Origin of the sequence: Mucilaginibacter celer (assembly GCF_003576455.2) — a bacterium.
Lineage (GTDB): Bacteria > Bacteroidota > Bacteroidia > Sphingobacteriales > Sphingobacteriaceae > Mucilaginibacter > Mucilaginibacter celer.
The window spans coordinates 1,210,840-1,234,317 of record NZ_CP032869.1 but is presented as its reverse complement, the minus strand read 5'-3'; the positions used below and the strand labels follow the sequence as shown (position 1 = coordinate 1,234,317).

Annotated in this window: 23 protein-coding genes; 11 read left to right on the top strand and 12 right to left on the bottom strand. The window is 42.8% G+C overall.

Going from position 1 to position 23,478, the window contains the following annotated elements; translation table 11 throughout:
* Positions 1-152: 152 nt before the first annotated feature.
* Entirely contained in the window at positions 153-395 is a 243-nt protein-coding gene (locus HYN43_RS05070) for a hypothetical protein (RefSeq protein WP_119408417.1), read from the top strand.
* Between the two features lie 299 nt (positions 396-694).
* Here HYN43_RS05070 and rsmG read toward each other — a convergent pair whose 3' ends face one another.
* The 3 genes from rsmG to HYN43_RS05055 are packed head-to-tail and all read right to left on the bottom strand — an operon-like array spanning position 695 to position 3,028.
* On the bottom strand, positions 695-1,321 hold the full coding sequence (gene rsmG, locus HYN43_RS05065; RefSeq protein WP_119408416.1) for a 16S rRNA (guanine(527)-N(7))-methyltransferase RsmG: 627 nt from the start codon (positions 1,319-1,321) through the stop codon (positions 695-697).
* Positions 1,311-1,916, bottom strand: a complete 606-nt coding sequence (locus HYN43_RS05060) for an RNA polymerase sigma factor (protein WP_119408415.1) — start codon at positions 1,914-1,916, stop codon at positions 1,311-1,313. Before HYN43_RS05060 ends, rsmG begins: the two co-directional genes overlap by 11 nt.
* Positions 1,907-3,028: a glycosyltransferase gene (locus tag HYN43_RS05055; RefSeq protein ID WP_119408414.1), complete on the bottom strand. Its 1,122-nt coding sequence runs from the start codon at positions 3,026-3,028 to the stop codon at positions 1,907-1,909. The genes HYN43_RS05060 and HYN43_RS05055 overlap by 10 nt, the downstream gene beginning before the upstream one ends.
* Positions 3,029-3,252: 224 nt before the next feature.
* Between HYN43_RS05055 and tgt the strand changes: the two genes are divergently transcribed.
* From tgt to HYN43_RS05025, 5 genes are all read left to right on the top strand, one after another.
* Positions 3,253-4,383, top strand: a complete 1,131-nt coding sequence (gene tgt, locus HYN43_RS05045; RefSeq protein WP_119408412.1) for a tRNA guanosine(34) transglycosylase Tgt — start codon at positions 3,253-3,255, stop codon at positions 4,381-4,383.
* A 54-nt stretch (positions 4,384-4,437) separates the two neighbouring features.
* Entirely contained in the window at positions 4,438-5,541 is a 1,104-nt protein-coding gene (locus HYN43_RS05040; RefSeq protein WP_119408411.1) for an LptF/LptG family permease, read from the top strand.
* Positions 5,541-6,443, top strand: coding sequence for a DMT family transporter (locus tag HYN43_RS05035; protein ID WP_119408410.1), 903 nt, complete (start codon positions 5,541-5,543; stop codon positions 6,441-6,443). The genes HYN43_RS05040 and HYN43_RS05035 overlap by 1 nt, the downstream gene beginning before the upstream one ends.
* A gap of 1,017 nt (positions 6,444-7,460) precedes the next feature.
* A complete protein-coding gene (locus HYN43_RS05030; protein WP_119408409.1) occupies positions 7,461-7,739 on the top strand; it encodes a LapA family protein in 279 nt (92 codons plus the stop codon).
* Between the two features lie 3 nt (positions 7,740-7,742).
* Complete coding sequence (locus HYN43_RS05025; RefSeq protein ID WP_119408408.1) at positions 7,743-8,630, top strand: NAD(P)-dependent oxidoreductase; 888 nt, start codon at positions 7,743-7,745, stop codon at positions 8,628-8,630.
* A 490-nt stretch (positions 8,631-9,120) separates the two neighbouring features.
* On the opposite strand, the gene ispE is transcribed toward HYN43_RS05025, so the two are convergent.
* On the bottom strand, positions 9,121-9,921 hold the full coding sequence (ispE, locus tag HYN43_RS05020; RefSeq protein WP_119408407.1) for a 4-(cytidine 5'-diphospho)-2-C-methyl-D-erythritol kinase: 801 nt from the start codon (positions 9,919-9,921) through the stop codon (positions 9,121-9,123).
* A gap of 182 nt (positions 9,922-10,103) precedes the next feature.
* On the opposite strand from ispE, the gene HYN43_RS05015 reads away from it, so the two are divergent.
* The 5 genes from HYN43_RS05015 to HYN43_RS04995 all read left to right on the top strand — a co-directional run bounded on the left by HYN43_RS05015 (position 10,104) and on the right by HYN43_RS04995 (position 17,528).
* The gene (locus tag HYN43_RS05015) at positions 10,104-10,925 is read left to right on the top strand and encodes a thymidylate synthase (RefSeq protein WP_119408406.1); all 822 of its coding nucleotides are present in this window, start codon (positions 10,104-10,106) and stop codon (positions 10,923-10,925) included.
* 357 nt (positions 10,926-11,282) lie between these two features.
* Complete coding sequence (locus HYN43_RS05010) at positions 11,283-11,765, top strand: dihydrofolate reductase (protein ID WP_119408405.1); 483 nt, start codon at positions 11,283-11,285, stop codon at positions 11,763-11,765.
* A gap of 115 nt (positions 11,766-11,880) precedes the next feature.
* A complete protein-coding gene (gene secDF, locus HYN43_RS05005) occupies positions 11,881-14,859 on the top strand; it encodes a protein translocase subunit SecDF (protein WP_119408404.1) in 2,979 nt (992 codons plus the stop codon).
* Between the two features lie 149 nt (positions 14,860-15,008).
* Positions 15,009-16,322, top strand: a complete 1,314-nt coding sequence (locus HYN43_RS05000) for an NAD(P)/FAD-dependent oxidoreductase (protein ID WP_119408403.1) — start codon at positions 15,009-15,011, stop codon at positions 16,320-16,322.
* 354 nt (positions 16,323-16,676) lie between these two features.
* The gene (locus HYN43_RS04995) at positions 16,677-17,528 is read left to right on the top strand and encodes a hydroxymethylglutaryl-CoA lyase (RefSeq protein ID WP_119408402.1); all 852 of its coding nucleotides are present in this window, start codon (positions 16,677-16,679) and stop codon (positions 17,526-17,528) included.
* Positions 17,529-17,663: 135 nt separating this feature from the next.
* Here the strand turns inward: HYN43_RS04995 and HYN43_RS04990 are convergent, their stop codons facing one another.
* From HYN43_RS04990 to HYN43_RS04955, 8 genes are all read right to left on the bottom strand, one after another.
* Complete coding sequence (locus HYN43_RS04990) at positions 17,664-18,896, bottom strand: ROK family transcriptional regulator (RefSeq protein ID WP_119408401.1); 1,233 nt, start codon at positions 18,894-18,896, stop codon at positions 17,664-17,666.
* Positions 18,897-19,110: 214 nt separating this feature from the next.
* On the bottom strand, positions 19,111-19,803 hold the full coding sequence (locus HYN43_RS04985) for a DUF4288 domain-containing protein (protein WP_119408400.1): 693 nt from the start codon (positions 19,801-19,803) through the stop codon (positions 19,111-19,113).
* A 21-nt stretch (positions 19,804-19,824) separates the two neighbouring features.
* Entirely contained in the window at positions 19,825-20,358 is a 534-nt protein-coding gene (locus HYN43_RS04980; RefSeq protein ID WP_119408399.1) for a hypothetical protein, read from the bottom strand.
* A gap of 5 nt (positions 20,359-20,363) precedes the next feature.
* Positions 20,364-20,789 (bottom strand): VOC family protein, encoded by a 426-nt coding sequence (locus tag HYN43_RS04975; RefSeq protein ID WP_119408398.1) that lies wholly within the window; start codon positions 20,787-20,789, stop codon positions 20,364-20,366.
* Positions 20,790-20,847: 58 nt separating this feature from the next.
* Positions 20,848-21,165, bottom strand: a complete 318-nt coding sequence (locus HYN43_RS04970; RefSeq protein ID WP_119408397.1) for a hypothetical protein — start codon at positions 21,163-21,165, stop codon at positions 20,848-20,850.
* Positions 21,166-21,217: 52 nt separating this feature from the next.
* Entirely contained in the window at positions 21,218-21,835 is a 618-nt protein-coding gene (locus tag HYN43_RS04965; RefSeq protein ID WP_119408396.1) for a pyridoxamine 5'-phosphate oxidase family protein, read from the bottom strand.
* Between the two features lie 88 nt (positions 21,836-21,923).
* Positions 21,924-22,460 carry a carboxymuconolactone decarboxylase family protein gene (locus HYN43_RS04960; RefSeq protein WP_119408395.1) on the bottom strand — a complete coding sequence of 179 codons (537 nt, stop codon included), beginning with the start codon at positions 22,458-22,460 and terminating at the stop codon, positions 21,924-21,926.
* Between the two features lie 96 nt (positions 22,461-22,556).
* Complete coding sequence (locus HYN43_RS04955; protein ID WP_119408394.1) at positions 22,557-23,420, bottom strand: helix-turn-helix domain-containing protein; 864 nt, start codon at positions 23,418-23,420, stop codon at positions 22,557-22,559.
* Between the last annotated feature and the right edge of the window lie 58 nt (positions 23,421-23,478).

Below are 23,478 nucleotides of genomic sequence, written 5' to 3'. Positions count from 1 at the left end.
TCGATTTACGTAACTTTATTATAGTGCTGATTTAAAATCATCAACCAAATGCAAAGCAAACAAATACCATCGCGCTTTGTAGTATTAATACCGATTATACTTCCTTAACCTTACCGTTAACCTGCTTTTGTTCATTTTTAAAACTTGATAATATGAAAAGGTTTGGTATCATCTTAGCAATTGTAGGGCTTATTGCTCTTATTGCCGGCAATTTTTTTTACGGATCAACTATTAACGCTGTAGATAGCTCAGGCAGCTCAATCATCACCACCGGAATGGGCGGTAACTGGACATTCAAACTTCCTGTTTTTGCCGGAGGGGCGCTGTTTTTCCTGGGCTTTGTTTTCTGGGCAGCCTCGAGAACAGACAATCAGCACCACGACCACTTGATATAATTTATCACGCAAAGCCGCCGAGACTCTGAGAAGAAAAGTTTGTATCTACATGCGCAAAAATCAACGACCAAAACCTACCAGCTTTGCGTCTTAGCTTCTTTGCGCCTTAAAAATTCAAACTATCTATTTGTAAACCTTTGCGTCTTAGCCTCTTTGCGCACTTAAAAATCTCAAACCATCCACCCAAAAACCTTTGCGTCCCTGCGCCTTTGCGTGCCTAAAAATCTCAAACCATCTATTCGTAAAACCTCTGCACCTTAGCGCGCCTAAAAATTATAGATTAATGGAAAACGAAAGGCTTATCCCTTAACGTATATCACCTGCTTTGTTTCGAAAAACTCTTTTTTAAAATAGTCTTTCAGATGATATTGTGTTACACTCAGGCCCGATTCTTTGATCTCCTGCGTCAGGTCTCCGCCCTTTAAATAAAGGATTCCGTTAGGTAATTTATTGTTGGATTGCTTGTTGAATTTGCCTTTTACCCAGGGATAAAAATCTTTTAATTGTGTAACCGCGCGTGATACAACAAAGTCGAATTTCTCTGTTAACTGCTCGGCGCGCAGGTGCGAAGCCCGCACATTTTTCAGCCCCAAAGCAGCAGCCACTTCGGTAACAACTTTAATTTTTTTACCTATCGAATCAACCAGATGAAACTGCGTTTCGGGAAATAAAATAGCCAGAGGAATACCAGGAAAGCCGCCGCCGGTACCAACATCAAGTACATTTTCGCCGGGTAAAAACGTCATAACTTTTGCAATTCCAAGCGAATGAAGCACGTGTCTTTCAAATAAAAGATCGATGTCTTTACGCGAAATTACGTTAATCTGGCTGTTCCAATGTTCATATAACGCGGGCAATTTTTCAATTTGTTCGCGCTGTTCATTACTTAAATCAGGAAAATATTGTAGAACTATTTCAGATGTCATCCCTGTTAAAACGATTAATAATATTACCAAGCAGGTACCTCGCCCTGAATAATTGTGCCTTTACAGTACCCAACGGAAGATCAAGTTGCTGGGCAATTTCTTCGTACGAAAGCTCATCAAAATACCTTAAAGTAATCAGGTTTCTGTAGCGGGTAGGCAAACTTTCAATTAACGTTTTCAGCTCCTGGGTTTGCTGTTTTTTGATAGATGTTTCTTCGGGATTAAGTGTATCCGCCTTAATTTGCAGTGGTTTTTCATCGCCTTCATCATCCATCATACCATGGATAGACATGGTATTGAGCTTCTTTTTGCGGATAAAATCGATACAATTATTGGTAGCCACCCTAAAAAGCCAGGTGCTGAAAGCAAAATCGGGCTGATATTTTTCAAGCTTTTCAAATGCTTTAGCAAAGGTTTCTACGGTTAAATCCATTGCATCCTCCTTGTTGTTCACCATTTTAAGCACCATAAAGTATATCGAATCTTTATAGCGGTGCATTAAATCGGCGTAGGCTTTCTGATCGCCCTGGCGGGCCTTTACCACCAGGTGAAAATCATTCTTAGCATTTTCGGTAAAGTTGGCGTTTATTTCCATTGCTTCGTTTTTAAAAAGGTACCGATCACTCCAAAAACAGTTAAATACATATAATATATAAGATCAAAAAGGGGGAAATACCAAAACAGGCTTTTTGCTTCGAGTTTTTTAAATATACGATTATAAATGGCCAGTTGTAATATCATTCTAAAAACGCACAAACCCAATGCCAGTACTGGTTCATACCTTAAAATAACGAATAATATCAACAAAATATAAAATATAAATCCACTTAAGGCGTCAAAACTAATCATGCGCCTGTGCTGGTTTTTGTACAGTTTGCCCACACCCATGTGCCGTTTTTTTTGCCTGAACCAGGCTTTAAAAGTGGTTTTAGCCTCGGTATAAACAAAGGTTTCAGGGTTTAGTTCCACGGCAGTATTGCTGCTTGTGGCATGCTGGTTAACAAACAAGTCATCATCGCCGGATAGTACATGCATGTGCGAAGCAAAGCCCTTGGCGCTAAAAAACAAGGTTTTTGTATAGGCAAGGTTGCGGCCGATGCCCATATACGGATCGCCGGTAAGGGCGCTTGAAAAATAATTAATGGCAGTTTTCACGGTTTCAAAACGGGTAAAAGCGTTTAAAAAACCGCGGCGTTTGGTATAAGGCGAGTAGCCCAAAACTATCTCCACGCCGTTTGAAAAATTAGCCATCATGCGGCTGATCCAATTTTCGGAAGCCGGTCGGCAATCGGCATCGGTAAACAAAAGGTATTCGTTTTTTGAGGCTTTTATCCCCAGGGTTAGTGCAAATTTTTTCCCGGTTTTAAACCTGTCATGCTCGGTTATGGTAACCACTTTAAGGTGTGAATATTGTTTCTCCAGTTCTTCCAGCACCTCATCGCTTCGGTCGTACGAGCAATCATTTATAACTACCACCTCAAAGTCGGGGTAGTTTTGTTCAAGAATAGCGGGCAGATTTTCCTGCAGATTTTGCGCCTCGTTGCGCGCGCTGATGATGACAGATACCGGAATCAGTACCTGCGGAGGCGGTTCCTCACCCGGTTTGTAGCCTGCAAGGCGGGTATGCCTGCTTATCAAATAATACAGCTGAACTATAAAACAAAGCTGAAAAAGAATAAAAAGCGCGTTTTGTACGTACGTTTCCAAACAAAAAAAATAATCAGGCAAATTTGTTAAAAATCGATGAAATTAAGGCGGCGGTTCAGCGTTAATTTAAAGTTTAATAATGGATTAACGTAATAGTTCTCAACAGTGCTCAACTTTATCAACATGGGTTTAATATTCAGCGCGTTTACCAATTGCTTTCCGGTACTCTTATATAAGCACACAACGGGGTTGAGGCTTTTTTTTGCTAATTTTGCCACCTCAAAATGAAATTTACTTTAACAACGCAAGATCCGCTTTCGAAGGCACGCGCCGGCGAGATCACTACCGACCACGGTACTATCCAAACCCCTATTTTTATGCCCGTAGGCACCGCGGGTACCGTAAAAGCCGTACATCAGCACGAATTAAAAAACGATATTGAGGCCCAGATTATATTAGGTAACACCTACCATTTATACCTGCGCCCCGGCTTAAGCACGCTTGAAAGTGCGGGCGGTTTGCATAAATTTAATGGCTGGGATGGCCCGATATTAACGGATAGCGGCGGTTACCAGGTTTATTCATTAACCGAAGTACGTAAAATTAAGGAAGAAGGCGTTACATTCCGTTCGCACATTGATGGCTCGAAACACTTGTTCACGCCCGAAAATGTGATGGATATTCAGCGCGTAATCGGTGCTGATATTATCATGGCTTTTGATGAATGCACCCCCTATCCCTGCGATTATAACTACGCCAAACGATCAATAGAAATGACGCATCGCTGGCTTAAACGCTGCTGCGACAGGTTTGATAGTACCGAGCCAAAATACGGTTACAGCCAAACACTCTTCCCTATTGTACAGGGCTCTGTTTATAAAGATTTACGTATACGCTCGGCCGAAGTAATTGCCTCTTACGAGCGTGAAGGTAACGCCATCGGCGGCCTATCAGTAGGTGAACCGGCAGAGGAAATGTATGCTATGACCGAGATTGTTTGTAATATATTACCTGAGCAAAAACCTCGCTACCTAATGGGGGTTGGCACACCTGTAAATATACTGGAAAACATAGCCCTGGGCATTGATATGTTCGATTGTGTAATGCCAACCCGTAACGCCCGCAACGGTATGCTGTTCACCAAAAATGGCATCATCAATATCAAAAACGAGAAGTGGAAAAACGACTTTTCGGCTATTGAAAATGATAGTGATCTGTTTGCAGATAAAGCTTACACCAAAGCATATCTACGCCACCTGATCCACTCGGGCGAGATGCTTGGCGCGCAAATTGCAACGCTCCATAACCTCCATTTTTACTTATGGCTGGTGAAAGAAGCGCGAAAAAAAATCATAGCCGGCGAATTTTACGAATGGAAAAACATGATGGTAAAATGCCTTGGACAGCGTTTATAATCTATCACGGCAAAGATCAAATTAAAAACAAAAAGCAAATAAAATAACCGATAAATGAAGGCTATTTTTCATAGGTATTTAAAAATTATCGACAGGTTTATCATCGGAAAATACCTGGGAACTTTTATATTCACCATGGGCATTTTCATGGTGATATCCGTGGTATTCGACGTATCAGAAAAGCTTGATAACTTCCTGAATAAGCACGCCAGTTTACACGATATTATCTTTAGATACTACGCAGGATTTATTCCATTTTATTTGAATATGCTATCGCCATTGATCAACTTTCTGGCGGTAATTTTCTTCACAGCTAAGATGGCAAATCAAACAGAAATTGTTCCGATTTTGAGCGGAAGGGCAAGCTTCAACCGTTTTTTAAGACCATACATTATTTCCTCTACACTGATATTTATTGTATCATTTTTTGCCAATGTTTATCTTATTCCATACACAAACAGATTAAAAATAGACTTTGAAAATGCCAATGGAATGATGGATAATGACCCTACAAAGAGTGAAGTGCATATGCAAATTGACAAGCATACTTTTGTTTATCTGAGCAATTATGATCCCACCACGCACCTGGGTTATAATTTTATAATGGAAAAGTTTAACGGAGATACACTTCGCGAAAAGCTGATTGCAAATCAAATTCAATACGATTCGGTAAAAAATATCTGGAGTTTAAAAGATTATTCTGTTAAATATGTGCGGGGAATGAAGGAGCAATTTCTGAAAAATCAGCCCCAAAAAGATACCGTATTAGATATGCACCCGAGCGATTTTATCGTGTATGATAACGTGTATACGGCCATGTCATTAAGCGATTTGAACAAGAATATCGATAAGGAAAAACTTCGTAGACCAGAGTATTTAAAGTCGATTTATTTCGAAAAATTCCACCGTTTTGTTTATCCCTTATCGGCTTATGTACTTACACTAATTGGTGTTTCTATCTCATCAAGAAAGGTGCGTGGCGGTGTTGGATTACCCCTCGGTATTGGTATATTACTATGCTTTGCCTATATCATTTTAGAGCGCTTTGCCCTGGTATTTTCGGTAAAAGGAGGCATGACACCGCTGGTTGCCGTGTTTATACCTAATATAGTATTCGGCATTTTGGGGTATTACCTGTTATTAAAAGCACCTAAATAATGTCGCAAACAGCCCGTCAAAGTCTAAATAAGAACCTAATTATTCTCCATTTTACCGTTTTTGTATGGGGATTTACCGGAATTTTAGGTGCTTTAATCACCATTTCGGCGGTACAATTGGTATGGTTCAGGGTTTTGATCGCTTCTTTATCCTTGTTTTTGTATTTCAAATTCAGTAAAACCGATTTTAAAGTTGAGCGAAAATCCATACTAAAAATGGTGGCTACGGGCGCTATTGTTGGTGCGCATTGGATCCTTTTTTTCGCTGCTATCAAGCTTTCAACCGTTGCTGTTACGCTGGTTTGCCTCTCCTCCATTACTTTATTTACGGCTATTTTTGAGCCGGTCATCAATAAAAAGCGCATCTCAAAACTGGAAATACTTGCCGGAATTTTAATTATCACCGGCATTATTTTAATTTTCAAGTTTGAAACACGATACACTAAGGGTATCATAACCGGATTGGCGAGCGCTGTTTGCGCCAGCCTTTTTTCGATTATCAACTCGCGCCTGGTAAAGAAAGCCGAGGCCCCGGTGATTGCTTTTTATGAATTATCGGGCGCATTTGTATGGATCTCGATATACCTGTTTATCACCTCGGGCTATACCCGGGATATGCTATTGAAGCCGGCAGACATTGGCTACTTATTACTACTCGGCACCATCTGCACATCGCTGGCCTATGTAGCCGGCGTATCGGTTATGCGCGAACTTTCGGCGTTCAGGGTAGCGCTTATCACCAACCTCGAGCCGGTGTATGGTATCATTATGTCGTTCATTTTTTTTGGTGATATGAATAAAATGACACTCGGATTTTGGGGTGGAGCTTTACTCATCCTGTCTACAATCTTCCTGTACCCGGTTGTACAAACTCAAATTTCAAAACGAAAAAGCCGGGCCTGATCTTTTATTTTCTGTATCCACCAGGCCGGAAAACATCATAGAAAAGCTACCTCATCCGGGGTAGCTTTTTGTTTATAACCGATAACCTCAGCCACCACCTTTGCGTGCATTTTACCCCGATATCCCAGCCGGGAGAGCAAATAACCCCACATTAAAACAGGCCATTTTTAGCCCTTCTAAGCCATTATAATTTTCAGACGTATTTCTGCCCGCAAACATCGCTTTGCCGCGAATAGCGCCAAAATCCAATTTTTAGTTAGTGTATTTAAATTTCACACGATCAACAAGCGATGAAATTAAAAAACGAGAGGGTATCGAGATTTTCATCAGCATTAAAATTAAAAAAAGAGTTCAATTAAATAAAATATTAAATTAAAAATCAGATATATATAAAATTTACATGAATAAAAAATACAACAAAAGCCATACAACTAAAATCACAAAAAACTAAAAAAATTAGCATTGTAAAAAATATCCAAAATAAAAAACCATTAAAATTTAAAAATCAGATATTTAAAATAACTTATATAACTAATAAGTTCACAAAAGCAGTTAGGAGATTTAACGGAACGATAGTGTATCCAGTTAAAAAATGAGAGTTCGATAAAATTCGAGACATCTCTCCTGCTTGTATACAGCCCGAAAATTTTAGCAGGTTTTTCGATACTCTCGTCGAAGAAAAACTTGATTCAAAGCGTCGAAAAAATCCGTCATCGGCGCGGTTACCTCACAGCTCCTTTCCTCTCGCCCCGGGTATTTTTTTGGACGCGTATGGTTGCCTTAAAACAGAATTAAAATTTAAGGTTTGATTTGGCGGCAAGGAGACGAGGTGTACACGCCAGGAAAAAAATGGGTACGCGAAATTTCCCGGCCTGTTCATATCCTCCGGATGAGCTGCACCACTGTACCGGTTTAGGCGAGCGCCTGTAAACACACCATCATCGCAGCGATATTTTATCGACGTTTTATTTAAACATTTAAAAAGCGGATATTGTATTATCTAAAATAAGATCTATCATGAGCATTAAAACAATCATCGTTGTAGTCGTAGCCGTTTTGCTAACCATCGTGTTGATGCAAAATACCGACGAGGTTTATTTCAAATTTTTATTCTCCACTTTCAGGGTTTCAAAACTGACGATGATGTTGGTGGTGGCAGTAACCGGCTTCCTGCTGGGCCTCATCGTGGCCTGGCCTAAAAAACAAAAATTTGACATCGGCGGCTATCACGACGCCATTCACGACAAAAACAATCCCGATACACTAAGCGACGAAGACAGGGAATACATTAACTAACATATGAAAACAACTATCGGCTTTATAGGCCTCGGCAACATGGGTACCCCCATTGCTAAAAACTTACTTGCCGCGGGCTATCAATTACAGGTTTACAACCGCACACTTGCTAAAATTGACGAGCTGGGAACCGAAGGTGTAACCAGATGCCAGAGCCCGGCCGAGGCGGCCAACTCGGTACCATTTGTAATCTCCATGCTCTCGGATGATACCGTGTTACGAGAATCGGTTACAGGCGACGGCGGAATTTTAAAAACGCTACAACCAAATGCCGTTCATATCTCCATGAGCACCATTTCGCCAGACACTGCTGAAGAACTGGCCGCACTGCATGAACAGGCCGGCAACCGCTACCTGGCCTCGCCCGTATTTGGCAGGCCAGAAGCCGCCGACGCGCGCAAGCTTTGGATCTGTATTTCTGGCGATGAACAAACCAAGGCCGACGCCCGCCCCATACTGGATTGCCTGGGCCAGGCCGTGATTGATTTTGGCGATAAAACCGCAGGTGCCAATGTGGTGAAAATAGCAGGCAATTTTATGATCATGGCCTCGATGGAAATGATGGCCGAGGCCTATACCCTTGCCGAGAAAAATGGTCTCGACCGCGTACAGGTTTCCGAGTTTTTCGGATCGACACTTTTTGCCGCTCCCATCTTTCAAAACTATGGTAAGGCGATTGCCAATAAGCAATATCAGCCGGTGGGCTTCAAATCGAAACTGGGCTATAAAGACGCCCGCCTGGCATTCAAGTTATCGCAAACGAGCGAGATGCCCATGCCAACCGTAAATACCGTACACAACCGTTTACTAACGGCCGTAGCCAAAGGCTGGGGCGAAGCTGATTGGGTAGAGGGTGTGAGCCGGGGTGTAAGCGAAGATGCGGGACTTTGATTTCGGATTTCGGATTTTCGATTTCGGATTTTAGGATTGGGAAGTTTTGATTTCTTGATTGAAGATTTTTAGAACCGGATTTCAAATTTAGTAGAAGGCCGGCTGATATGCTGACGATATACAAGTTGATATAATCATCCGGCATTTTTTCATATCCTGCTGCGGGGACTCAACCGGACTACGCCACGCTGGTCAGGCCTCTCTTCGGCGTAGCCGAAAAGAGGGTAAAAAAATTGAAGCTTTCAAGTTCCCTCTTACGCAAAGCGTAGAGAGGGGTATCGAGCGGAGCGATGACGGGTGAGTAAATGAATGCTGAAGCCGGGGAGTACCAGCAAATCAATGGCCGGATTACACAAGCATTGCCAATCCACAATATCTATTCTTCACAACCAAAAAAAGGCGCCATTGCTATACCTCGCAATGGCGCCTTTAATGTTTTCCGGTTTCCTAAAATCAAACAAATCCGGAATCGAAAACCCGAATCCCGAAATCAACAATAAAACACTTCGTTCTCTTCTTCTAAAAATTTCACATCCGGTGTATCTTCAAAAATTCCAAACACGGATGCCCCGCTTCCGCTCATGCTGGAGTAAATAGCACCGGCCTCATACAAGGCCGCTTTGATGCCGCGGATCTCCGCATGATTTTTAAATATCGATGTCTCAAAATCATTCTTAATGTACTTCTTCCAATCGGTTATCGGCAACTTGATTAAATCAAACAGCGATTCCTTTGGTTGTGCAGGCACAATCCCCCTGAAGGCCTCTCCTGTGGACACGTGAACGGGCGGCATTACCAGTACAATTTTATAAGCAGAAAGATCGAGTTTAATGGCTTCAAACTCATCGCCACGCTCAAAAGCAAATACCGGTTTATTCTCGATAAAGAAGGCACAATCAGCACCCAGGCGGCGGGCATATCCGGTCATCTCATCAACTGATAAACCAAGCTTAAATTCGTCATTCATCAGCCTGATAAAAAACGCTGCATCTGATGAACCCCCACCCAGTCCGGCCCCTATCGGGATTTGTTTATGGAGATGAATATTTACCGGCGGCAGGTCATGATCTTCCTTCAGCATTTGGTAGCCCTTAACACACAGATTATCCTCCATCCTGCCGGGAATATCAAGACCTGATGAAGTAAAGCTAAGCTTGTCGCTTTGTACCACCTCGAGGGCGTCTTTAATATCAAGCGGGTAAAAAATGGTTTCGAGATTATGGTAGCCATCGGGCCGGCGCTCGGTAATATTGAGGCCAATGTTTATTTTTGCGTTCGGAAATAAAATCATACAAAGTAATTAACACCTGGTGTTTTTGCCAACATCAGTAGGAAACCAAAAGTAGATTATTTTTCTTTGCCTTTTGAAATTGTTCATTAGTTCAGCGGTTCATTAGTTCATTGGTTTTACCCAATTAGCTGATCACAACTACTCACCTAATCAACTACTCACCCAATCAACTAAAAAATAAAATGAAACAGTATCTCGACCTGATGAGGCATGTGATGGAAACCGGCGCGCAGAAGCATGACAGAACCGGCACCGGTACGATAAGTGTATTTGGCTACCAGATGCGTTTCAACCTGAACGATGGTTTCCCGATGGTAACCACCAAAAAGCTTCACCTTAAATCGATCATCCACGAGTTGATCTGGTTTTTGAGCGGCGACAGCAATATCCGCTACCTGAAAGAAAATGGCGTACGCATATGGGACGAATGGGCCGATGAGAACGGCGACCTCGGACCGGTGTACGGCAAACAATGGCGCTCATGGCCAACGCCTGATGGCGGCCATATCGACCAGATACAGCAGGTGATCAATCAACTTAAGAACAACCCCGACTCGCGCCGCATTATGGTATCGGCCTGGAACGTTGCCGAGGTTAACCAGATGGCCCTGCCACCATGCCACAGCCTGTTCCAGTTTTATGTGGCGCCTGCAGATTCATCGAAGGGTGAAACGAGGGGAAAACTATCATGCCAACTCTATCAAAGAAGTGCCGATATATTTTTGGGCGTTCCGTTCAATATTGCCTCTTATGCCCTGCTCACCATGATGGTGGCACAGGTATGCGATCTTGACCTTGGCGACTTTGTACACACCCTTGGCGATGCCCACCTGTACAACAATCACCTCGACCAGGCACGCCTGCAACTAACCCGCGAACCACGCCCGCTGCCTACCATGAAAATCAATCCGGAGGTGAAGGATATTTTCTCATTTAAGTACGAGGATTTCACGTTGGAAAATTATGATCCGTGTCCGCATATAAAGGCGGAGGTGGCGGTGTAGTCTGAACCGTGATTTATGGGATTAAAGGATTGATAGGATTTTGATAATCAATCACGCACTCATCATTGCGAGTAGTAAAAGCCCGGGCTTCCAAAGGAGTATATTTACAAAGCAGGTAAGACTTACGAAGTTTTAAAAACTTCGTAAGTCTGAATTTCCCACCACGTCATTGCGAGGAACGAAGCAATCCCAAACTATACAGGGCGTGCCTGCATAGTTCCTCTGCTTATCGGGGATTGCTTCGTTCCTCGCAATGACGTGGTGGAGAAACCGAATCGCTTTAGCAAACACAAACACTTTTGAAAAACAAATTAGGTTCATCCTGCTTAGCACATATGAACCATTGACCTAAAAGAAATGACATTATCCATAATAGTAGCCATAGCCAAAAACCACGCCATCGGCAAAGACAATAAATTACTCTGGTACCTGCCTAATGACCTGAAACATTTTAAGGACACCACATCAGGCCGCACCGTAATCATGGGGCGCAAAACTTTCGATTCGGTTGGCAAGCCTCTGCCCAAACGCCGCAATATTGTGATAACCCGGCAGGCCATCAGCATTGAGGGCTGTGAGGTGGTTGATTCGCTTGAAGCCGCTGTGGCCCTTTGCAAGGCCGAGGACGAAGTTTTTATTGTTGGTGGGGCTGAGATCTACCGGCAGGCTATTCCTTTAACAGATCGCATCTATCTCACCATAATCGACCAGGATTTTGACGGTGATACCTTTTTCCCGGAATTGAACCCGGACGAGTGGCGGGAAACAAAACGTGAAGATTTTGAGCCCGACGAAAAAAACAAATACAAATATTCGTTTATCACGCTTGAGCGTCGCTAACATTTTTTGTCATGATTTTGTTTTAATTTAAAATTTTGTGCTTACGAAATTTTATTAGATTTGCTGCCTTATTAAAAAAAGCTTATAAACTAATTTATTACATATTACAAATTCGATGCAAGGCAAAGGGGTTATTAAATTTTTCGCCATACTACTGGCAGTGGTGTGCTTATACCAGCTATCATTTACGTGGGTGGCCCATAACGTAGAGAGTGATGCCAAAGCGTACTCAAAAGGTGATCCGGCAAAATACACTGCTTATTTGGATTCAATGTCCAATCAACCGGTGTATCCGTTACTTAAACACGATTACTCGTACGTAAAGCAACGTGAAATTGCCTTAGGTTTGGACCTTAAGGGTGGTATGAACGTTACCATGCAAATTCAACTGAACGAGCTGGTGCGTAAAATTGCCAACAACAACCCTGATCCAACCTTTAACCAGGCTTTGGCTAATGCCGATAAATTGCAGGCAAATGCACAAACCAGCCAGAAAGATTACATCGCCTTATTTGTAAGCGAGTACGAAAAGCTTAACCCTAACGGTAAGCTTGCCGCCATCTTTTCAACAAAAGACAACCAGGATCACCTGAAGTTTAACGCTTCAAACAGCGAGGTTAAAACCTACCTTGAAGATTTGGCTGCCACTGCGGTAAAACAATCATTCACGGTATTAAACACCCGTATCAACCAGTTTGGTGTTACCCAGCCTAACATCCAGTTGCAACAAGGCTCAAACAGGATTTTGGTTGAGTTGCCAGGCGTTAAAGAACCCGAGCGTGTGCGCAAGCTACTTTCAGGTTCGGCTAAACTGGAGTTTTACGAAACTTTTGATAATTCAGAAGCTTACCAGTACCTGATTAATGTTGACAACCTGCTTGGTGCAAAAAACAAAACAGCTAAAACCGATACCGGTAAAACTGATACTACAGCTAAAATTGCTGCTGCTAAAGCTGATACTTCGGCTAAAGGCGGTTCGTTATTAAGCAAGGTTCAAAAAAATGCCTCTAAAAACGATACTTCTGCTTCGTCATTAAACAAAACAAAACTGGCATCACAGCATCCGCTGTTTGCTGTAATGAGTTTAAACGTTGGCCAGGGTGCTAACGGGCAGCAGCAATTGGGTTATGGCCCGGTTGTGGGCTACGCGCCGTTACAGGATACTGCCAAAGTAAATGCCTACCTGCACAGTGCAGATGTACAGTCGGTATTGCCACGTAACATTAAGTTTTTGTGGGATGTGAAACCTATCAAAAACACCAAAACTTTTGCCTTATATGCCATCAAACTTACCGGTGCCGATAACGGTCCTGTACTATCAGGCGATGTAATTAACGATGCCCGTGCGGATAACGACCAAAAAGGTGCTCCGGATGTTGTGATGGTGATGAACTCGGAAGGTGCACAAAAATGGCGTGCCGTTACCGCCGAAGCTTCTTCAGGCCAAAATAAAAAAGCTATCGCCATTGTATTGGACGATAACGTATACTCGGCACCTACCGTACAGAACGAAATTTCAGGCGGTGTATCATCAATCTCAGGTAACTTTACCATTGATGACACACATGACTTGGCTAACGTGTTAAAAGCCGGCCGTTTACCGGCCCCGGCGCACATCGTATCTGAGTCAATCGTTGGTCCGTCATTGGGCCAGGAAGCTATCAATGCCGGTATTCTTTCAAGCGTATTAGGTTTGGTGGTTGTATTGATCTTCATGATTGCATATTACAACCGTGCAGGTACTGTAGCTGTGGTTGCGGTAATTATCAACATCTTCTTCCTGATGGGCGTATTAACCAGCTTAGGGGCGGTATTAACCGTACCAGGTGTTGCAGGTATCGTATTAACCCTGGGTATTGCGGTAGATGCCAACGTACTGGTTTACGAACGTGTGCGTGAGGAGCTTGGTTTAGGTAAATCATTAAGCACTGCTGTTGCCGATGGCTTTAAACACGCCTTACCATCAATCCTCGATTCGCAGATCAGTACATTCCTTACCGGTTTAATCTTGTTTGTATTTGGTTCTGGTCCTATCCAGGGTTTTGCAACAACATTGATGATCGGTATCGCCACTTCATTGTTCTGTTCATTACTGATCTCGAGAGTAATTTTTGAGTGGATGCTTGACAGGAAAATGGATATCAAATTCTCAAACCCATGGAGCTCGCATACTTTCAAAAATGCAAACTTCGCTTTTGTTAAAAACCGTACCAAGTTTTACATTTTCTCGGGCGTATTTATCCTGGCCGGTTTGGTTTCTATCTTTACCCGTGGCTTTACCTACGGCGTGGATTTTGAAGGCGGCCGTAACTACATTGTTAGCTTCAAAAATAAAGCAGTAACTACCGAACAGATTCACGATGCAATTGATGCTACTTTGGGCCGCAGCACTGAGGTTAAAACCATGGGCGATAAATTTAGTATCACTACTAACTATTTGTTCAATGATAACTCAAGTGCTGCCGATGCTAAAGTAAAGTCAACCCTGGTAAACTTGTTAAATAAAAAACCTGAAACTCAACTTTCTAACGGAGACTTAGGTGGATCGAAAGTGAGCGCTACAATTGCCGATGAGTTGAAAACATCAGCTATCTACACGGTAATCTTCGCCATCTTTGTTATCTCAGCTTATATCCTGATCCGTTTCCGCAAATGGCAGTTCAGTTTGGGTGCGATGGTTGCAACCGCGCACGATGCTTTGCTGGTATTATCGTTCTTCTCGTTGTTCAATGGTTTCTTACCATTCTCACTGGATATCGACCAGGCCTTTATCGCGGCTATACTTACTGTAATCGGCTACTCAATTAACGATACCGTGGTAGTGTTCGACAGGATCCGTGAGTTCCTTGATCACTCAGGTAACGAAAAACAGGAAGATGTTATTAACCGCGCTATCAACAGTACATTAAGCCGTACAATTATCACAGCTTTAACCGTGGTGTTCGTATTGTTAGTATTGTTCATCTTTGGTGGTGATGTTATCAAAGGCTTCTCGTTCGCTTTATTGATCGGTGTACTATTCGGTACCTACTCGTCGATCTGCGTGGCAACACCGGTGATTGTAGACTTTGGAAAAAAGCAATTAAAAAAATAAGATAAAATACATCGTTATTTAAAAAGGCTCCAAAGAACATTTGGAGCCTTTTTTGTTACTGTATAAGCTGAAAGCCGAAAGCCTAAGGCCGAACGCTTTAAACTAAACCCTGCTTTAGGCTTTTTGCCTTCAGCTTTAAGCTAAAAAAAATGAATACTCCCAATAAATCAAAATTCCCTTTAGTTGTAATAGTAGGCGGCGGCTTTGGCGGCCTGCAGGTAGCCAAGCACCTTAAAGATAAACCCGTTGATGTACTGATGCTGGATAAGCATAATTACCACGTATTTCAGCCCCTGCTTTACCAGGTGGCCATGGGTAGCCTCGAATCGGAATCGATAGCATTTTCTTTGCGGAAGAATTTTGCCAGCCAGGAAAACTTCCGTTTCAGGATAGCCGAAGTTACACGGGTTGATGCCGAAACAAACACGCTTGAAACCACCATAGGCAATATCAGTTATGATTACCTGGTGATAGCCACCGGATCAACCACCAACTTTTTTGGCAATAAAGATATTGAACATTATGCCATGCCGATGAAATCCATCCCTGAGGCATTGAACCTGCGCTATTCTATTTTACAAAATATAGAAGAGGCCTTGCTTAAGGTAGGCAAGGCCGAACGCGATCCCTACCTCACCTTTGTATTGGTAGGTGCAGGCCCTACCGGTGTTGAGCTGGCCGGCTCGCTCGCCGAATTACGCAATCACATCCTAACCAAAGATTATCCGGAACTAAAAAAGGAGGATATGAAAGTTTACCTGGTAGATTTTCTGCCGAAAGTTTTAGGACCGATGTCTGATCAGGCTTCCAAAGCGGCCAAAGATTTTTTAACGGGCATGGGCGTTGAAGTTTTATTAGGCGTTAAAGTGGAAAGCTACGATGGCGAGGAGATCAGGTTTGAAGGCGGTAAAACCATCCGCACCAAAAATGTGATCTGGAGCGCCGGGGTTATGGGCGTTGTGCCGGAAGGATTTGAACAGGACATTATAGAACGGGGCAACCGCATCCGGGTTGACAGCGTGGGCCGGGTAGCGGGCAGCAGCAACATTTTTGCCATAGGCGATGTGGCAGCCATGATAACCGACGAAACGCCAAAAGGCCACCCCGGCGTAGCGCAAGTAGCAATACAAATGGGGCAGAATGTAGCAAAAAACATCATCCATATTATTAACGGCGAACAAACCACGCCATTTAAATACAACGACAAAGGCTCATTGGCAACCATTGGCCGCAACAAGGCAGTAGCCGATCTGGGTAAGATAAAATTCCAGGGATTTTTTGCATGGCTGGTGTGGATGTTTGTGCACCTAATTTCGCTTTTAGGCGGGCGTAACAAGGTTATTGTATTCATTAACTGGGTATCGAGCTATGTAACCTATAATGGCGGCACAAGGCTTATAATCCGCAAATTTGAGCGGGAAGGGTTGACAGAGGATCAACATTTGCCTAATACGGTGGATTGATTTGGGAAGTCAGGAAGTCCGCAGTCGGAAAGTCCGAAGATAAACGACAAGTCAAAAATTAGATCTTTTACATTAGATTAAGCTAAATAGTGTTTTTGGTACAAAATGCGGGGTGGCCCGACAGAAAAGCGGGCCGGGAGTTGGCCCGCGATGGGCATCGGGGCAGGCTCTGCGGGCTGAAGCTTTTTTCTGTCTTGACTTTTTGGTTACTTTTGTGTCAAGACAAAAGTAACAGCCCCCGCGGCAAATGAGCGGCCAATGTTTGTGTAAGAGGATACGGTGTATTGTGAGTGCTTAGGCAAGCATGCAAGTCTCGGGGCGATAGGTTAACACGTCACCATCGGAAATTTAACCATGCCAATAAAAATAACCGAATGCCCCCGCGATGCTATGCAAGGCATCCATAATTTCATCCTTACCGATATCAAAGCAGCATACATCAACCTGCTTTTGCAGGTAGGGTTTGATACGATAGATTTCGGCAGCTTTGTATCGCCCAAGGCAATCCCGCAATTAAGTGATACAGCCGAAGTGTTAAGCAGGCTCGATTTTGGCGGGACACGCTCAAAGCTTCTGGCCATCATAGCCAATTATCGTGGTGCGGAAGATGCGGTAAAACACCCGGAGATCACTTATTTAGGCTATCCCTTTTCCATATCCGAAACTTTTCAATTACGCAATACCAATAACACCATAGCGCAGGCTTTTGAAAACCTACAACGCATCAACGAGCTGTGCGCAGCGAACAACAAACAATTACTGGTTTACCTCTCCATGGGCTTTGGCAATCCCTACGGAGATGAATGGAATACCGGCATTATTGAACAGTGGACCGGAAGACTGGTTGCAGAAGGTATCAAAAACATAGCCCTTGCCGATACCATCGGCATTGCTAATGAGGCGCAGATAGCCCGGATCTATCCCAAATTAGTTGAACTTTTTCCGGAAACTGAGTTTGGCATCCACCTCCACTCTACCCCCGATACCTGGCGGCCCAAAATAAATGCAGCCTATCAAAGCGGTTGCAAACGTTTTGATACAGCGATAAAAGGCTACGGAGGCTGCCCGATGGCCGCAGATGAGCTTACAGGCAATATCGCTACCGAAAACCTGATTGCCTATCTCGAAGCACAAAATGAGCTTACAGGGCTTGATATGGAGAAATTATGGCAAGCGATGGAGTTTTCGGGGAGGGTGTTTGTCTGAATCAGAATTTACAGAATTTTAGAATGTACAGAATTAAAATGTATCATTGGCATAATAATTAAACTTAAACCAATGAGCTCTTCCTATTCTGAAAATTCTCAAATTCTGTAAATTCTGATTCAGACAACCTTTTTTTTACGCTGCCGCGTTCTTAGCTGCTTTTACAGATTTAACTTTTACCACCCTGTCAAAGTTCTCCATTACCAATACTGCCGCGCCAATCAGTTCGGCATCGAAGCCTAACTCAGACACCAGCAACTCGGTACCGGCCGCTAAACGCGGGATGCAATATTTATGCAATGCCTGCTGGATAGGTGCCATGAGTATTTTGGCTACCCTTGCTCCCCTGCCGCTTAGTACAATGATAGCCGGGTTCATGATATGGATCAGGATGGCCAGGGCCTTCCCTATTTTATAGCCTGCATCTGATAATAATTCAATAGCAAACTGATCGCCGTTGTTGGCGGCTTCTATCAGGGCATCGCCCATCAGTTTTGAATGATCGTCTTCACTATATTTCAAACTGGTTACACGGCCTTTTTTGATGCCTGCAATAGCTTTTCGGGCTACAACAAGCAGCGAAGCTTCGGCCTCCAAACAACCCCGCTTGCCGCATTCACAAAGCAGCCCATCCTCCGAAAGCGGAATATGGCTCAGTTCGCCCGCAAAACCATTGTGGCCGCGGAATAACTTACCGTTAACAATCATCCCTAAACCAATACCCCATCCCAGGTTTATTACCATTACTTCCTGCTGCGATTTGGCTATACCAAACTTTTGCTCGGCAAGGGCAATTAAACTCGAGTCGTTATCGATATATGTTGCGATACCTGTTTTTGAAGTTAAATATGCAGTGAGGCTTTGGCCGCCAGCATCAAGGTAGGTATAATTGATACCTTCGGTTACATTGATAAAACCGGGCATGCCTATACCTATACCTGCAATTTTATCTTTGACAATACCGCTATGCGCTATGTAAACATTAATTTCATCAACCAGCTTTGGCAAGGCATCTGGATTATTGAGCAGCTTAAGCTCGAAGGTAAGCATATCAGCCACCGGATTGTTCAGCAAATCAAACATCTGGATACGGGCCGTAAGCTGATCGAGCGCAATGGCGAGGATGTACATGGCACTTGATTTTACCGAGTACATTAACGGCCTGCGGCCACCGCTTGATGGTGCATAACCCTGTTCAACCACAAAACCTTCCTGCATCAGCTCGTTGATAGCCTTGGCTATTGAAGGGATGCTTTTATCAAACAACTCGCTTAGCCCGGCACATGACATGGCCTTATTAAAATAAAGCCTTTTGATGATCATATTTTTTAGCTGACTGCCCTTTACCCCTTTAGTTGTAAGTTCCATTAACAAATTGTATAGTTTGGTTTATAACGGGCCGCGCCCTCCTGGTGTATTGTACTTTATAAAATTATAAATAAAGTGATAAAGTACAACTGTAATAATTACAGTTGAGGCCCGCTATGCAATCAGACTAACATCATGTAAAATGATATTGGTCTACAGCCTGCAAAAATATCTATAAAATTTGTGTACGATAAAAAATAAGCGAAAGTTTTGATTAAAGCTTGCCACCCCAAACGGTTTTACCCGTATTTTTACGCTTCGAGAGCTTAGAATACACCTCCACCCCGGCCGGACCATCCAAATCTGCAGGCGATTGGATATCGGTTTCAAAACAATCGTCATAACTTTCAATGCGCCATCGTACAAAACGACCCTGTGGATTTAGATAAGGCTCAACGTATTCATCCTGACTCTTTTCCAGCTTTTCATAAGCATCATCGCTTGATTTTGCTTTGATCAGTACAAAACGCTTCTCGAGATCCTGTTTTTTTGATGAGATACCTTCTACCTCTATCACAACAGTCATTTTTACACAGAAATACCTGTCGGGCTGTACAGTTTCCTTTTTCTGATGTACAGCGTTATCTATCGATTGGATTGAAAAAGTGTAGATATAATCCAGCGCAGCAATATTTTTAAGCTGATTATACCTGAGTTTCCCGGTAATTATCTGCGGTTTCTTTTTTGAAGATTGAATTTCAAGGCTCTCAAATATGCCGAGATCCAAAAGCTTTTGATAGTTATCCCTGAAATTTTTACTGATTGCCTTAATCCGCTCTTTAGGCTTAAGGTTGATAAACAGCGCCTGGTCGGGGTATTGAAAAAAGATCGTCACAACAGCAAAACGCTTCGCGTTAGGAAATTTCTTATCTAAAATCCAATCTTTTAATCCGGTAATTTCTTTCATCGCAAAAAATATTGCTAATTATTACGGCAGCAACCAAAAGCGCCACCCACTCCAATATTCATCGTACTGCGACCGGAAATCTTTTAAATCTCCGGCTAATGGAAGTTCTTTAGCCGCCGCCAGTTTGTTATACATAGGCTCATTGCTAAAGTTGATGAACACTTTGGTTTTCAGGTTATACACCTTATAACCCGAATCAACCGACATGCAAAGGTTATCGCCCTTTACCCGGAAGGTCTGCACATTTATTTGCTCTGCTTTATCTTTAGGTACAAAATAAGCGAAGGTATCGCTCTCGCTCATAACCTCACCATGGCCCAGCGGAATATGTGATTCATCGCCTAAACCATGATTGCCATAATAAGTGAACGAAAATATGAGCAGCAGGATAAAAACAACTTTGTGAGCCGCAAATACCTTATACCACTTAAAGCCGGTATATTGTTTTTTTAGCTTTAAAAACAAGGCCAACAGCAGCCCCCCAAAAAACGTGTAAACTACAGCAAGGATTGCGGATTTAATTACAACAAACAAAAAATGCAATGATGCTGCCATAACTTTCAGTTTGCCTCAACCTGCATAAACATCCAGCGCTGCCCTTCCAGATCGGCAGCCCGGTAACGGGTGCCGGGGAAACCGTATTCCAATTCACTTAATATAGTAGCGCCTTTGGTTTTGGCGGTTTGGTAGTGCAGTTCAACATCGTCTACATATACTAAAACGCCGTTAATAATATAAGGCACCTGGTACCATTTAGCCGCGATATTGCAGTTTTTAGCATGATGTGAAGGTCCCTGGTAATCCGGTGTGGGTTCGGCAAGCATAATTAAATTCTCTCCAATTTTAAGCTCGCCATGGGCTAACCGGCCGGTATCATTTAACATCTTCATATTTTCGGTAAATCCGAACACATCGCACAGCCAGTGCATTGCCGCTACACCATCCTCATAGGCCAGCATAGGGATTACTTGTTGTTTGGTTGCCATTATGGAATTATTTTTAATACATACCTCATTATGCAAGCCACCAGGGTTCTGATCAATATTATACCGATAATAGCATACCCAAACTCGCGTAAAAAAAACTGCTATTTTTAAAAACAGATAGAATAAGCCACAATAACAAAGCCACACAAACAAAAACGATAATATAGTAAGTTTGAATAAAAGCCGCTAAGTAGGTAACCTGGTATGCGTTTATTTGATGATTGCTATGCGAAAATGTTGCGTTGGCGAAACTTTTTACCTGCGGGCGGATCAGAAAAATAACAACACGATCAATTATATAAGTTGAACCCATCAATATAAAGATGAACAGGCCGATAAAATTAAAATGGAGTTGTTTACGATACAAAGCAGGCATTGTGTGATAAGTTTAGGCTAAAAGTAAACTATTAAAACCTAAATGCAAAAGCTTACTTTTCGGCCAGTTGTTTCTTCAGCTTTTCAATTTCATATTCCAGCTTCAGCACATATTCATTTTGCGGGGCAAAAGCCTCTTTAATTTCATCAACTGTGTAGCGCGGTGTAATGTGCTGCGGGCAATTCCAGTCGAAAGCCTTCACATCAAAAATCAGCATCCGTTCGGCGGTATGTTTATAGTCGGATGGATCGATCAGATCAAACAGTTCGGGGTTGTCGGCCAGTTCAACAATACGTGCATCGGCAAAAATTTTGAGACGGGTTTTGTGCGGATAATCCATTAAAAACAAGGATACCTGCGGATGCGCCAATACATTACCTACCGAGATATATTGTTTATTCCCCCTAAAATCAACTACACCCAACGTATGGTTATCAATTACCTTAATAAAGCCGGTGGGGCCTCCCCTGTGCTGAATGTAGGGATAACCGTTTTCGCCAATGCTGGCCATATAAAAACTGTCGCGGCTTTCAATAAATAGTTGTTCGTCCTCAGTAATCCCTTCCTTATCGGCCAGCATATTTTCCATACGGGCGTAGGCCGGGCGGCTGCCGTATTTTTCCTGGAGCTTTTTAACCCCATCGGTAAAAGCAAATCGTGCAAAGTTCATGATACAGGTTTTTATAAAAATAAACAGTTAAGCCCGTCTTACTTGGCAAGGCGGGCTTAAAAGCGTAAACTAAATTATAAACTGACAATTATTTTACTTCAGGAATAGCTGGCCAGTCGACAGGTACCTGGGTTAAGGCGTATACGTAGTTGGTGATAGTTTTATCGCCTACTGCTACGGCTACGTCAATCAGGTTAGCCTGGGTATAACCGGCAGCGTAAAAGTTTTCAATCAGCTGATGATCGGCATGGCCTTTATTTTCGGTAATTGATTTGGCTACTTTTACAAGGGCATCAATTTTAGCATCGAATGAAGCACCACCTTTGCGGATTTCAACAATCTGGTCATCGTTAAAACCATTCATTTTGGCGATAGCTGTATGGGCTGCAGAACAGTAAGCACAGTCATTTACCTGGCTGACTATCAGGTTTACGGCTTCTTTTTCTTTGGCACGTAATGAAGTTTTGCCGTTTGAAAGGGTGATGTAGTTGGCAAGGGCATGATCTGAAGTTGCAAATACTGCAAACAGGTTTGGCACGCGGCCTACCACTTTGGTTAATGTATCGAATATTGCCTGGTTTTCAGGAGTTACTTGTTCTCTGGTTGGAATTGCGAAAGTTTTCATTTTTGTTATGTTAATTTTTGTTGTTTTGAATTAACAATACAAAGATGCGGTGCGAAAGCCCCCTGAAAAATAGACAAACTTCCCGACTGCTTGTAACTATTTCCCTTCGGCTACTAAAACTTTATTATTTCTGAAATCGGTAGGCGAAAACGAGGTGTGTTTTTTGAAGAAATTGCTGAAATAAGCGGCATCGTCAAAGCCCAGTTCGTAAGTAATTTCTTTAGCCGATTTATCGGTATAATAAAGCAGGCGCTTTGCTTCGAGGATTAACCGCTCCTGGATAATCTGTAGGGGAGTTTTATGATTGTACAGCGCAAATACATTTGAAAGTGTTTTAGGCGATTTATTGAGCTGCTGCGCGTAATAAGCCACGGTATGTTGCTGGCGGAAATTATTTTCAACCAATAAATTAAACTTGCGGATGGTAGCAAATTTCTCATCTGATTGCGCAGGTTCGGACAGGCGGATGGCTTTGGCTAAGCGGGTTACTAAAATAATTAAGCGCTTCAACAGCATCCTCAGCATATCAACCTGGATACTGTCGGCAGTTTCAAACTCCTCGATAAAAATCTCCAGCAGGCGCTGCAATTTAAACTGCATGGTCTCGTCTAACTGAACAAAAACCTGCTCGGCCGAGCCGTAAAACAGGAAACCCACGCAACTTACTTCCTCATCATGATCAACAATACAATAAAAATCGCGGTTAAACTGCCAGGCCACAATATCCTGGGGCTTTTCAAAGCGGAAGGATTGGTTAACCATTAAAGGTAAAATGGTATTGGGCAAAAAATCGTAGGCTACCTCATCGATAATAACTGTTTGCACCGGGCCCCTGTTCCATGCAATGGTTAAATGTTTGTGCTCACGATCGCGGGTAAAAAACATCCTGTCGAAATGTTTTTCATTAATCAGGAGGTGTAAATCGCCGCCGGTGGATTGTTCTGTTACCGATAGTTTCATATTGGGATAAGGGCAAATATATCACAAATTGGCTACTGTTTATCTGCCGGTATGCAGC

Excerpts from the sequence above, each read along its gene's own strand:
- HYN43_RS05015 (WP_119408406.1), top strand. The coding sequence starts at position 10,104 with ATGAAACAGTATCTCGACCTGATGAGGCATGTGATGGAAACCGGCGCG.
- HYN43_RS04980 (WP_119408399.1), bottom strand. The coding sequence starts at position 20,358 with ATGGCAGCATCATTGCATTTTTTGTTTGTTGTAATTAAATCCGCAATC.
- ispE (WP_119408407.1), bottom strand. The coding sequence starts at position 9,921 with ATGATTTTATTTCCGAACGCAAAAATAAACATTGGCCTCAATATTACC.
- HYN43_RS05040 (WP_119408411.1), top strand. The coding sequence starts at position 4,438 with ATGAAGGCTATTTTTCATAGGTATTTAAAAATTATCGACAGGTTTATC.
- HYN43_RS05010 (WP_119408405.1), top strand. The coding sequence starts at position 11,283 with ATGACATTATCCATAATAGTAGCCATAGCCAAAAACCACGCCATCGGC.
- HYN43_RS04970 (WP_119408397.1), bottom strand. The coding sequence starts at position 21,165 with ATGCCTGCTTTGTATCGTAAACAACTCCATTTTAATTTTATCGGCCTG.
- rsmG (WP_119408416.1), bottom strand. The coding sequence starts at position 1,321 with ATGACATCTGAAATAGTTCTACAATATTTTCCTGATTTAAGTAATGAA.
- HYN43_RS05035 (WP_119408410.1), top strand. The coding sequence starts at position 5,541 with ATGTCGCAAACAGCCCGTCAAAGTCTAAATAAGAACCTAATTATTCTC.
- HYN43_RS05030 (WP_119408409.1), top strand. The coding sequence starts at position 7,461 with ATGAGCATTAAAACAATCATCGTTGTAGTCGTAGCCGTTTTGCTAACC.
- HYN43_RS05000 (WP_119408403.1), top strand. The coding sequence starts at position 15,009 with ATGAATACTCCCAATAAATCAAAATTCCCTTTAGTTGTAATAGTAGGC.
- HYN43_RS05060 (WP_119408415.1), bottom strand. The coding sequence starts at position 1,916 with ATGGAAATAAACGCCAACTTTACCGAAAATGCTAAGAATGATTTTCAC.
- HYN43_RS05070 (WP_119408417.1), top strand. The coding sequence starts at position 153 with ATGAAAAGGTTTGGTATCATCTTAGCAATTGTAGGGCTTATTGCTCTT.
- HYN43_RS04955 (WP_119408394.1), bottom strand. The coding sequence starts at position 23,420 with ATGAAACTATCGGTAACAGAACAATCCACCGGCGGCGATTTACACCTC.
- HYN43_RS04960 (WP_119408395.1), bottom strand. The coding sequence starts at position 22,460 with ATGAAAACTTTCGCAATTCCAACCAGAGAACAAGTAACTCCTGAAAAC.
- HYN43_RS04985 (WP_119408400.1), bottom strand. The coding sequence starts at position 19,803 with ATGAAAGAAATTACCGGATTAAAAGATTGGATTTTAGATAAGAAATTT.
- HYN43_RS04990 (WP_119408401.1), bottom strand. The coding sequence starts at position 18,896 with ATGGAACTTACAACTAAAGGGGTAAAGGGCAGTCAGCTAAAAAATATG.
- HYN43_RS05025 (WP_119408408.1), top strand. The coding sequence starts at position 7,743 with ATGAAAACAACTATCGGCTTTATAGGCCTCGGCAACATGGGTACCCCC.
- HYN43_RS04995 (WP_119408402.1), top strand. The coding sequence starts at position 16,677 with ATGCCAATAAAAATAACCGAATGCCCCCGCGATGCTATGCAAGGCATC.
- HYN43_RS04965 (WP_119408396.1), bottom strand. The coding sequence starts at position 21,835 with ATGAACTTTGCACGATTTGCTTTTACCGATGGGGTTAAAAAGCTCCAG.
- HYN43_RS04975 (WP_119408398.1), bottom strand. The coding sequence starts at position 20,789 with ATGGCAACCAAACAACAAGTAATCCCTATGCTGGCCTATGAGGATGGT.
- secDF (WP_119408404.1), top strand. The coding sequence starts at position 11,881 with ATGCAAGGCAAAGGGGTTATTAAATTTTTCGCCATACTACTGGCAGTG.
- tgt (WP_119408412.1), top strand. The coding sequence starts at position 3,253 with ATGAAATTTACTTTAACAACGCAAGATCCGCTTTCGAAGGCACGCGCC.